Raw genomic sequence first — 11,235 nt, forward strand, 5'->3', positions numbered from 1 at the left:
CTTCGAGTAATTTCTACCATCAATCAATGAAAATAATTTCGATCAATCAATCAGTAAAAATCCACACAAGTTGTTCTTCATAAGCTCTTAATGATCTTCTCACTGGTTCGTCACCAGCAAGCTAGGTCGGCTATACTACTCTCTTTCAGAGAATAGTCAACAGGTTTTATTGATTATTTTCAAACTCCTTCAAGATCCTTAGAATTAACCCTTAAGCCAACCCCTTGTTTCTCAACAAGTTTTAATCAACATCACCGCCGATGGATGTGCATTCTACAGTATTCCCAATCCAACACAACCCCCTTTTTTAATTTATTTGTTTGTATGTGTATTTTTTACTCATTTTGCATTTTTTTATTCATTATTTGATCAATAATGCTTTAATAGTAATAATTCAGGACTATTTGAACGTTTTTATTTATTATCACGCAAATACTTTTGCTGAATAAAAAGCGTCAGGACTATATATGCGTCATTCTTATTTATGTGTAGGGTTGCTATCTTGTGTAGCGGGTTCATCTGTCTTTGCAGAAGAAATCACGACTGATACCGCAGAAATAACTAATACATCTAAAACAAAACAGCTTGCTCATGTTGCTCTGGCAAAATCATCTGAGGTTGCTAAAAAATTGGCTGTGAATGCCAATGCTGCTCAAGATGATGCGCAAAAAGATCCATTTGAATCATTTAACCGTAAAATTTTCGCATTTAATGAAGTCTTAGATAATCATGTTGCGCGCCCATTGGCGATACAGTATGTAGAAAAAGTTCCAAGTGAGGTTCGCGGTTCTTATCGTCAATTCCGTAAAAACCTGAGTGAACCATGGAATGCTATTAATCAATTGGTACAAGGCAGACCGGCTCGTGCAGCAACAACCGTTGGACGTTTTACCGTTAATACGCTGACTACTTTAGGGTTTGCAGACCCTGCTCGTCGTTTAAATTTAAGCTCTGAGTCTGAAGGCTTCGGTATTACTATGGGATATTACGGCATTCCTTCTGGTGCCTATTTAGTTCTACCAATCTTTGGCCCAAGTACAGTGCGCGAAGGTGTTGGTTTTGCTGTAGATAGTCAAGCACGCCCACAAAAGTACTTATTAGAAGACCATGATGGTGCATATTGGTCAGAGCAACTGCTTCGTGGCGTGGATGCACGATCTCAATTCTTAGAATTGGAAAGTACCTTGCAAGGCGATAAATACGCACAAATACGCGATTTCTATTTACAGCGTATTAACTTTGCGGTAACTGAGAAAAAAGGAATTACTGAAGAAAACTTATTTATTAGTGATGATGACTTTGATGAGGATCCATCAACAGAGAATCAAAAAGATTCATCCCGTGACCATGACATACCAAATACTGATAACAGCATCACAAAATAGGCATTTTTCCACGTTTGCTAGAGGCGATTTTTTCCTCTAGCAAGGATTTGCTTGATATAGTAGTCAAACAACACCGCCCCAAGGGTTTTCTTATTTCTTTATGTATTTCATTCAGCCGACGCGTGATATTCCTTATTTAGATCAATTACTGGCCGCGCTACCCACGGTTCAGATCATTCATCTTGAAGATCTAGACTTATATGATCCCACTATTATTGCTATAGCAGATGTTGCTGATTATTTAGAATGTCAGTGGACTTTACCCACAGTGGTCTTAGCTTTTGAAAATGAAGGGGCCTCGCTATCTCAAGCTTGGGAACAAGGTGCCTTGGCAGGTTGGATCTGGAATAAATTACCGACATCTCTACATACGTCATTAATTAAAATTGATGCTCAATATAAACGCAATCAAGATAGTCGTGATTTACCATCAGCGGCTGAACTACAAAAACGCTTACTTCCGAATCCAATAGAGTTGCTCAATTATAAAGTTGAAACTTTATTCCAACCTTCTGCTTATCTGTCTGGCGATTGGTATGATTATTGGAAAATCAGCGATAAAGAAATTATGTTTTATCTGGCCGATGTTTCGGGCCACGGCGTCACCAGTAGCCTATTAACCTCATGGATGGCAGCTTTTCATGGTCGCTCAAAAACCCCACGTGAGTTAATTAAAAAACTCAATGGTATGTTGATGCAAGAAAATATTGAAAAGCACATTACCATGTTGGCGGGTATTTTAAATTTAGAAACACATCAATTACGTTGGTCAAGTGCAGGACATTATCCACCTGCGATTTTAATTGAGCCGAATCAAGAACCCAAAATTTTAACCACCAGTAGTTTCCCCTTAGGTTTAACGGAAGACTTAGAAGTTGAAGAGTTTGAATGTGTTTTAAATCGACATGCGCGGTTTATTATTTGTTCTGATGGCGCACTCGAACCCTTTGATGGTGGCTTAAGTGAACAAATGGGACAATTGGTACATCATTTGCAAAATCAGTCATTTCAAGCGCCTGAACATGTCGCAGATGATATTGCCATATTAAGTTTACACCGAATGAATTAATTTATTAATCAAAAACTTACTGGCTTTAAACTACTTATACGACTGTAGACCACTTGAGTAAGTAGTGGCCCTATGGGATAATTTACTATCCTCCTCTGAAAATGGCATTTATATGTCAACAGGTCATGTTGAATATGCGAGCCTAAATGGAACGCATATTTTTAAGCTTATTGGCGAAGTACGTGCCCAATCTTGTATTAGCTTAGACAAACTACTCAATAAGATTGAACAGCAAAAAAATGTTATCGGTGCAATCGTAGATTTAACCCAAACGACATTCATTGATAGTACCGTTTTAGGAATTTTGGCCAAACTGGGCTTAAAACTTAAACAAATCCATCATATTCAAGCCGTTATGCTATCTACAAATTCAGATATCACCACATTGGCCAACAGCATGGGCTTAGGTCAAGTGTTTGTTATTCTTAATTATTGCGCAAACTCAGAAGTCTGCACACGTGCACTAATCGAAGATAACATTACGCATAGTAATATGCTAAATACTGTTTTAGATGCACATAAGACCTTGATGAAACTCAATGAAAGTAACCAAAATATGTTTGAACCTTTGGTGAAACAGTTGCAAAAAGAGCAAGACAGCCTAGATAAAACCACACAACAAAACGCTTAGTATTTTCAGTGATCTCAGAGAACCTCCAATGACTTTTCTTTCTGTTGCACAAATGAACTCTCAAAATGATATAGAAGCCAACTTCTCTGTTATTGAGTCGTTGATGCAGCAAAGTAAAGCACAAGGAGCGAGCCTGATCGTATTCCCTGAAAATTTTGTTTGCTTTGCAGCAGGCAAACAGCGTGAAACTGCGACACAATTTGAAGCCATTCAGCAACGTCTTGAGCAATTGGCACATCAATATGAGCTTTGGATTATTGCAGGCACACTCCCATGCCCGTTTCGTCCAGATGGTTCGATTATTTCAGATGGTCGTGTTCGCACAGTCAGCCTATGCATCAGTCCTGAAAAAACTGAAGCGCGCTATGACAAAATTCATTTATTTGATGTACAAGTCGGCGATGCAGTTGGCGGTTATCAAGAATCAAAGTTTTTTGAACCGGGTACAGATGTTGTTATGGCCAAAACCCCTTTTGGTCATATTGGCTTAATGGTCTGCTATGACTTACGTTTTCCTGAATTGGCGCTTCATTTGCGGGCTCAAGGTGCAAATATTTTGACTGCACCTGCAGCTTTCACCTACACCACGGGTGAAATGCACTGGCAATTATTACTTCAGGCTCGTGCAATGGATAGTCAATGTCAGGTTTTAGGTGCAGCACAACAAGGTTGGCATGGTGAAAAACGTCAAACTTGGGGACACGCAGGCGCAACCAATAGCCGTGGACAGGTTTTAGCAATTACCGATGCTGAAGGTGCACAACTACTGACTGTACCGTTTGATTTGAATGAGCAAAATACTGTTCGTGCATCTATGCCGTTAATGCAACATCGTAAATTATTGCAATTTTAAGCCGTTAGCGCACATCATCATCGCTAATCTTTGAACCTTAATTTATTGTTCATATTTCGAAGAAAACTAGACCTAAATATAGGCAAATAATAAGAATATTCATCTTAGATTTTTTAGCTTGCATTCCAGTTACCGCATCGAACCAGTAGTTAATGACCCTGATACATAAAAAACCACAAATAGAAGTGTCGATAGCGAACATACTTATCATATTAAAGATTCATTCAAACTCATTATGTATACCAATGATTACTCTTTACAAAATCACTGCTTATTCTTTGTGTATTTTCATACAGGATAGTGGTTTAAATAAAATATGCAGGGAATAATCATGGCTTTAGAAAAAACAGTCTATACAGCAAAAGCGAAAGCAACGGGTGGTCGTGATGGCCGAGCAACCTCTTCAGATAGTATTTTGGATGTACAGCTTGCGGTTCCGAAAGAAATGGGCGGTGCGGGTGGTGGAACAAATCCTGAACAGCTTTTTGCTGCCGGCTACTCAGCTTGTTTTCTAGGTGCAATGAAATTTGTTGCAGGCAGAGACCAGCTCAACATGTCCAAAGATGCCTTTATTGAAGGCGAAGTCGGTATTGGCCCAATTCCGACAGGTTTTGGTATTGAAGTGAAATTAAATATTCACTTGGAAGGAATGAATCAAGCTGAAGCGCAAAAATTGGTGGATGCTGCACATATCGTTTGCCCATATTCCAATGCAACCCGTGGCAATATTGATGTGACGTTAAATGTGATTGTTTAAATCATACCTTCTATCTCAAAGTCATCGCTTTGGGATAGAGATTTTATAACTGACAAGAGTTTAAAACACTTTTTAAAACTGAATTTTCCACCACTATTCCTTTCATAATCAGCAAATAATACCCAATTTTATTTTTGATCGGAATAAAATAGTATTTGAAAAACAGTGTATTGGGCTATGTCTAAAATGGGTACTTGTTAAAAATCTGATTTTTAGTACTGATCAACATATATGTCTTACTGCTATTTAATTGACCCGTTGTAATCTTATTCTTTTCTGTATCGGTTACGATTCAACAATTATTTTTTGCATCATCAACCTTAATCTGCATAAAAATAAATCTGCTATTCAGCAGATTCATTCGTTACACGAAGCACTTCTTCTAAAGTGGTTTTACCCTGTAACACCTTGCGCAAACCATCATCGCGAATAGAACCCGCTTGTTTACGTGCATAAGCTTCGACTTCAAATTCAGCAGCATGACCATGAATCAAACGGCGCATAGGTTCATCGAAAGGCACAACTTCATAAATCGCGGTACGCCCCATAAAACCTGTATGCGAACACTGTTCACAACCTTCGGGCTTCGGTAGTTTTAATGATGCCGATGCATCAACCGACTGAAACAATTGTTTTTCAAAATCATCTGCTTCATGCCATGTTGCACAATGTTTGCATAACGTCCGTACCAAGCGCTGAGCAATCACACCAATCAGCGAACTAGACAATAAAAATGGTTCAATGCCCATATCTTTTAAACGAGTCACCGCACCCACCGCAGTATTGGTATGTAGTGTCGATAACACCAAATGTCCTGTAAGCGATGCCTGTACCGCAATTTCCGCTGTCTCTAAATCTCGAATTTCACCGACCATGACCACATCAGGGTCTTGACGCAACATGGCTTTTAACGCTCGGGCGAAGGTCATATCCACTTTGGTATTGACCTGCGTTTGACCAATTCCTTCTAGTTGATACTCAATAGGATCTTCTGCTGTTAAAATATTTTTTGAACCATCATTTAAGTCTGACAAAGCGGCATAAAGCGTGGTGGTTTTCCCTGAACCCGTTGGCCCTGTCACCAAAATAATGCCATGTGGGCGGTGGATCAACTGAGTCAGTCGTTCATAATCCTGAGACATCAGCCCCAGATGTGTCATGTTTAAACGCCCTGCTTGCTTATCCAACAAACGCATTACCACACGCTCACCATAAGATGAGGGCAAGGTCGATACACGGACATCGACTTCACGACCCGCCAAACGTAAGGAAATACGACCATCTTGTGGCACACGCTTTTCAGCAATGTCTAATTTGGCCATAACTTTAATACGCGATACCAAAAGTGGTGCCAATTCACGGCGTGGTTGGACAATTTCACGCAGTTGACCATCGACCCTTAAGCGTACAGACAGCTTCTTTTCAAAGGATTCAATGTGAATATCCGATGCGCCGACACGAATAGCTTCTGACAACAAAGCATTAATTAAACGCACAATCGGTGCATCATCTTCCTGATCCATTAAATCTTCTGCTTCTGGAACAGAATCGGCCAGACTCAGTAAATCTGGATGATCTTCTAGCCCTGCAGCCACTTGCTGCGATTCACCTGTGTCACCCGCAAAGCTAGAACTTAAAAGTTGATGAAAATCCTGATCGCTGCATAATTGATATTGTGCAGAATGCCCTAAAAACCGACGAGCTTCTTGCAACGCAAGTAATGGCGTACTTTCTTTACGCACAATAAAAGCTTGATCGCCTTCGTATCGGAGTAAAACGCCATGGCGCTTGGCAAAACTATAAGGTATTTGTAATTGTTTAAGTACTTGCATCAAAGTTTATAATGATGAGAAAAGTGATTTGAGTGTACTCTAAGCAAATGACAGCGTGAAGTCTGTTTTTTCAGCTTTTACTAATATAGGGAAATGCCATTGTCTTTGCAGAATGACCTACTGAATCCGGAAGGATCAAAACTAAAATGGTGGGGTGAACATCATTTTGAATTGAATCGACCAAAATCTTGGCAATTTGGTTCATTGTTGTTCCGACTGACTCGTGGTTTACAGGAATGGCGCTTGGAATATCATCGTCCAACTGTGCAGTATGACTATGAACAGCAATGGCACCAGATTAATGATCCTGAGTTTGGCTTTCCGCAGCCAATAAAAATTGAACGCTACATGTTTAAAAATACGCAGGAAACGATTCAAATTATGCCCAGACTGGCAGATCGTTCTGTGGTGATTAAACCTGTAGACCCTATTTACATTCCCGCAGGACAACGCGGTACGCTGTATATTAGTACCCCGCTATGGATTGCGGGTTTTGTCGAAGGTCAAAAAGACCCCTTATTTGATATTCCTGCTATTTTACCCAAAGACACGTGGTTTGGCCCCAATAAACGCATGGGTGAAATTTGTTACGCTACAGCGGTCGATGGTCGAACTGAATTACATCAACTCAAAGTTCGTGCCTTTCGTGCCATTACCCCTATTGAGTTTCATAACACCAGCCATCATCAGTTGCGTTTTGACCGCATGAATGTGCCCATTCCTGCCCTGCCTTTATTTTATAGTGAAAGTACAGGTCGATTATGGACATCACAAATTAAGGTCTTACATGAAGGTTCAGATAAGCCACCACGAATTCGTATTGAAAACCGAACACCACCACATGCAGGTGAAGTGATGTATGTACATCCACCACGCGAGCCCGCAGGTGCATTATTTAATATGTTTGATTCATTTTTCTAAGGGGCGATGATGGCCAATATCAGTATTCCTACAGAAATTACCAACAGTCTGACGGGCATTGTTAAAAATATTAATACCGAGCGTCTGACTGAAATTATCGTCGCACTTATTTTGGCCTTTATTGGTTTTTTAATTGCGCGCTTTGTGTCTAATGCTTTTATTCGAACCATTGGCACACGCTTTAATGCCCATCAACGCTTGGTGTGGCGACGCGGTATTTTCTATTTTATTTTCATGATTTTTGCCATGGCCAGTTTAAAAGAAGCTGGCTTTAAACTGAGTGTATTCCTTGGCGCTGCCGGTATTTTAACCGTGGCTTTAGGTTTTGCATCACAAACCTCTGCGTCCAACTTAATTAGCGGGATCTTTTTAATTGGTGAAGGTTCATTTGAAATTGGCGATACCATTCAAATTACGCTGATTCGTGGTCATACCATTGAAGGTGAAGTCATTTCAATTGACTTACTGTCAGTCAAGCTATTAACGCAAGACAATGTTTATGTGCGCCTGCCCAATGAACAATTGATTCGGGCACCTGTGCATAATCTGTCTAAGTTTCCTATACGGCGCATTCCAATTACCTTAGCGATTAACTTTCATGAAGACATTATTAAAGTCCGCGAAGTGCTTTTAGATGTTGCCAATAAATATCCATTGGTTTTGGCCGACCCCAAACCTGCGGTCACTGTGACGGCATTTCGTGAATCTTCAATTGAGCTACTGTTTGCCGTTTGGTGTCAGCAAGAGAACTTTTTAAGAGTACGTGATGAAATGCAGGAGCGTATTCGTAATGGCTTTTTGGATAATCAAATTGAAATCCCCGTCCCCAAAATGGGCTTTGTCGATAGACCCCAAGCAGGGCCTTTGTACAATGAAGAGATTGACCCATATAGCAATGCACAAGAAATTAAGCGTGAACCTGATTTAAAATAAATCTATATATCAGTTTGCTAAAAAGCCTTTTTCATCAATATGAAGAAGGCTTTTTTATTTAGAAGATAAACAAAGCTGAACTAAAAAATATTCTGAGCCATCAATCAATGTTTATTAATTTTGATCAATGCTGTTACTTTGAGTTTCTGGCATAGGGGCAATGTATGCAATCATCAGCATGATAAAACCAGCACCAAAAAATGAAATAACGCGGGTTAAAGTGCCAATCTGGGATAAGTCAAACAACACCAATTTCAAGGTCACTAAAACCAAAATACTGGCCCCCAAAACCCATAATGCACGTAATTTTCGCTTGGTTGCCACACTCATCGTGATAAAAGCCAAACTTACCCAAAGCAAGGTAAAACTCAATTGGATGGTGGCATTCCCCCACATCTGCCATTCATTATAAGGGGTTGCGAAATAGACATGCAGTGCACGAAGCACCACATAACTGCTCAACCACAAAAGTCCCAACACCATCAGAATCGCACCCATGCTTTTATCCAACCCTGCTTTCATCTGTAAATTCAGCATCCAGATAAAACTCATTAGCATCGCCAGACTGACCATATCAAAAGGATTCACGATGGGTAAAAAATACATCTCAAAAGCATGTGAACTCAAAATTTGTGATGAAATAATCCACATCAGCATGAGCGCTAAAGTATTACGTGTTTGCCAAAAAATTGGCCAGTCAGAGTGTTCCGCCTGCTTATAGCACCACGCCCCAAACAACAAAGGAAGAATGACAGCACTTAAATAAGGCATACTTGGCACAAGTGTCAGACTGGTGAGCGCTAAACTGACAAATACTCCTAAACTCACCCACTCTCTTTCAGCTTTTACACCCAATAAAGGGCGTAGCCATAATAGGGTAAGTAGCACGCCACTCAATGCAAATAAAATACGGTCTGACAAATGATGCCAAACCATCATGCCGTTATGGCTTAAATCTATGACCATATACAGCGCTAGGCAATATACAGGAATAAGACCGATCCACTTCGGCAGCAACCACGACCATGTCGCATTGCAACGCAATAACCATTCATTGCTCAGGTTATAAAACACCGTCACCACTAGCAGACACATCATCACCTGACTTTGGCCACCCATTTGCTCAAGCAATAAAATAAACAACATGACTGTTGCAGAGAGCATTTGCATACATTGAAAGGCAATCGTGGAATTGGTTAATTGTTGTTGAAATTGAGGAATGCTATTGGAAATGATGACCATTGCAAAATAACTAATACACAGCACCCAGTAGACATTGCTTGGAAAGACATTCAACACTGTAAAATAATATCCTCCCGAAAGACCCGCCATAAGTAGCAACCCCATTCCTACATAACGGCTAATGGTCGATTGACGGTACAGAGCGTAAATAAAAATGAATGCGCCTTCGATAGCCCAACCTGCAACGCTCCACTGTTCAGCTAATAATATTGGCGGAATGAGTGCCATAAAAATTAGCATTAAACTAAAATAGCTTTGCGAAATCATCGCTACTGCTTGATTGCGTTTTGATAATTGATACAGACCCAAATACACCATTGCAAAAGCACAACTAAAACTGGCCTGATAAATATTTTGATCAAAATACATTAAATAGAGGAAAATATAGCCTGCAATCGGCGCACCAAAAATCAGTGCAATATCCATAATCGGTTTAAGCTGAAAACGGGTTAAATCACTTTTGGCCAATAACTGACTAAAGCGAAAACTCAGCCAAATAAAGACCGCCGTATGCGCAAAGACTAATCCTGAAAGGACGAATTTTTCCAGTTCATCACCATAATAAAAAGCATAGCTCCCGCCGACAAATACAGTCGTTAAAAAGGCAATTTGATTCAGCGCTTTCCAAGGTCTTAAGGTACTTAACACAACAACAGCCAAATTAATCAGCAAATAATATGCAATAAATTCTGTGGCGGTGGCATTGCGTACTGGCAAAGTAAATGGTGCAACATAAGCAATCAGCATCGCCATCAATGCCAATTCAATACTCTGCTGTTTTAAACTCAGCCAAATGGTGGGGACTAAAATTGCAATGAAACAACCACTGGCGATGAATAAATTTGGAATCACCTGATTGTAATAGGCAAAAAATAAGGTCAGAAACAAGGTCGCCAAGCCCAAACCTTCCAAAGCTAAAGCAAAACCACGGTTTTTATGTTGCATCACATAGCCAAAAATGACGATTGCTAGACTAATGACTGCAACCACAATCAATTTAAATGCAAGGCTGAGTTGCCAATGTTCTGTCGCAAAGCGTAACAGTAAAACCACCCCAACAACCAATACAGCAATCGCCACTTTCAATACAGGATTGCCCTGAAATAGCCACAATTTGAGCTGTTCATTCAGACTTATTTCAGATGCAGTGGTTGTCGGTGTAACATCCGATGTCGTCAACATAACATTAGGTTCTTGGACGAAAGAATGCTTTTTTTCTGTATCTACGGCAGCAATTGGATGCTGTTGCATTTGACGTTGAATGGCAAGTAAATGGCGTTCTAAGCGTTTCAACCAGCGCAGGAAAAAGAAAATCCAAGCACTCAGCCCCAAAGCCGTCAGCCAATGCATTTGGCCCACTCCCCCCACCAAAGCAATAATTGAAGAAATGTATAAAGGTACTTTAGAAGTCAGTTGCGCAGAGATTCCTTGTTCTATCGCCATCTGATCGGCTGGTTTTTGTAAGTCATCGACATAGTGCATGACACTTATGACAAAAGCTAAGCCACATAAATAGCTAAACTGCTGAAAGTCTGCATACCACATGCCAACGCCTGCAATAATCAGCACCATTAGCCAGATCATTCTAATTTCGTACTGCCCTTTCAGCATA

9 protein-coding genes are annotated in these 11,235 nt (G+C 40.2%); 7 read left to right on the forward strand and 2 right to left on the reverse strand.

The features are described 5' to 3' along the window. The first annotated feature begins 467 nt into the window (after positions 1-467). The 5 genes from BBP83_RS00005 (at position 468) to BBP83_RS00025 (ending at position 4,695) form a co-directional block, all read left to right on the forward strand. A complete protein-coding gene (locus BBP83_RS00005; protein WP_068885376.1) occupies positions 468-1,385 on the forward strand; it encodes an MlaA family lipoprotein in 918 nt (305 codons plus the stop codon). A 100-nt stretch (positions 1,386-1,485) separates the two neighbouring features. Continuing rightward, positions 1,486-2,454, forward strand: a complete 969-nt coding sequence (gene gigA, locus BBP83_RS00010; protein WP_068885377.1) for an RsbU family protein phosphatase GigA — start codon at positions 1,486-1,488, stop codon at positions 2,452-2,454. A gap of 112 nt (positions 2,455-2,566) precedes the next feature. After that, on the forward strand, positions 2,567-3,085 hold the full coding sequence (gigB, locus tag BBP83_RS00015) for an anti-anti-sigma factor GigB (protein WP_068885378.1): 519 nt from the start codon (positions 2,567-2,569) through the stop codon (positions 3,083-3,085). A 28-nt stretch (positions 3,086-3,113) separates the two neighbouring features. After that, on the forward strand, positions 3,114-3,938 hold the full coding sequence (locus BBP83_RS00020; RefSeq protein WP_068885379.1) for a carbon-nitrogen hydrolase family protein: 825 nt from the start codon (positions 3,114-3,116) through the stop codon (positions 3,936-3,938). 331 nt (positions 3,939-4,269) lie between these two features. Then, positions 4,270-4,695 carry an organic hydroperoxide resistance protein gene (locus BBP83_RS00025; RefSeq protein ID WP_068885380.1) on the forward strand — a complete coding sequence of 142 codons (426 nt, stop codon included), beginning with the start codon at positions 4,270-4,272 and terminating at the stop codon, positions 4,693-4,695. Positions 4,696-5,039: 344 nt separating this feature from the next. On the opposite strand, the gene gspE is transcribed toward BBP83_RS00025, so the two are convergent. Continuing rightward, a complete protein-coding gene (gene gspE / locus BBP83_RS00030; RefSeq protein ID WP_068885381.1) occupies positions 5,040-6,527 on the reverse strand; it encodes a type II secretion system ATPase GspE in 1,488 nt (495 codons plus the stop codon). Positions 6,528-6,620: 93 nt separating this feature from the next. On the opposite strand from gspE, the gene BBP83_RS00035 reads away from it, so the two are divergent. Beyond that, a complete protein-coding gene (locus BBP83_RS00035; protein WP_068885382.1) occupies positions 6,621-7,448 on the forward strand; it encodes a hypothetical protein in 828 nt (275 codons plus the stop codon). A gap of 9 nt (positions 7,449-7,457) precedes the next feature. Beyond that, positions 7,458-8,381 (forward strand): mechanosensitive ion channel family protein, encoded by a 924-nt coding sequence (locus BBP83_RS00040; protein WP_068885383.1) that lies wholly within the window; start codon positions 7,458-7,460, stop codon positions 8,379-8,381. Between the two features lie 114 nt (positions 8,382-8,495). Here the strand turns inward: BBP83_RS00040 and BBP83_RS00045 are convergent, their stop codons facing one another. Then, on the reverse strand, positions 8,496-11,234 hold the full coding sequence (locus BBP83_RS00045) for a DUF2339 domain-containing protein (RefSeq protein WP_068885384.1): 2,739 nt from the start codon (positions 11,232-11,234) through the stop codon (positions 8,496-8,498). Position 11,235: the final 1 nt, after the last annotated feature.

Source organism: Acinetobacter celticus (genome assembly GCF_001707755.1).
GTDB classification, from domain to species: Bacteria; Pseudomonadota; Gammaproteobacteria; order Pseudomonadales; family Moraxellaceae; genus Acinetobacter; species Acinetobacter celticus.

What these genes read in the sequence shown, in the direction of transcription:
- gspE (WP_068885381.1), bottom strand. Translation starts at nt 6,527, where the DNA reads ATGCAAGTACTTAAACAATTACAAATACCTTATAGTTTTGCCAAGCGC.
- gigA (WP_068885377.1), top strand. Translation starts at nt 1,486, where the DNA reads ATGTATTTCATTCAGCCGACGCGTGATATTCCTTATTTAGATCAATTA.
- BBP83_RS00040 (WP_068885383.1), top strand. Translation starts at nt 7,458, where the DNA reads ATGGCCAATATCAGTATTCCTACAGAAATTACCAACAGTCTGACGGGC.
- BBP83_RS00045 (WP_068885384.1), bottom strand. Translation starts at nt 11,234, where the DNA reads ATGCTGAAAGGGCAGTACGAAATTAGAATGATCTGGCTAATGGTGCTG.
- BBP83_RS00005 (WP_068885376.1), top strand. Translation starts at nt 468, where the DNA reads ATGCGTCATTCTTATTTATGTGTAGGGTTGCTATCTTGTGTAGCGGGT.
- gigB (WP_068885378.1), top strand. Translation starts at nt 2,567, where the DNA reads ATGTCAACAGGTCATGTTGAATATGCGAGCCTAAATGGAACGCATATT.
- BBP83_RS00035 (WP_068885382.1), top strand. Translation starts at nt 6,621, where the DNA reads ATGCCATTGTCTTTGCAGAATGACCTACTGAATCCGGAAGGATCAAAA.
- BBP83_RS00020 (WP_068885379.1), top strand. Translation starts at nt 3,114, where the DNA reads ATGACTTTTCTTTCTGTTGCACAAATGAACTCTCAAAATGATATAGAA.
- BBP83_RS00025 (WP_068885380.1), top strand. Translation starts at nt 4,270, where the DNA reads ATGGCTTTAGAAAAAACAGTCTATACAGCAAAAGCGAAAGCAACGGGT.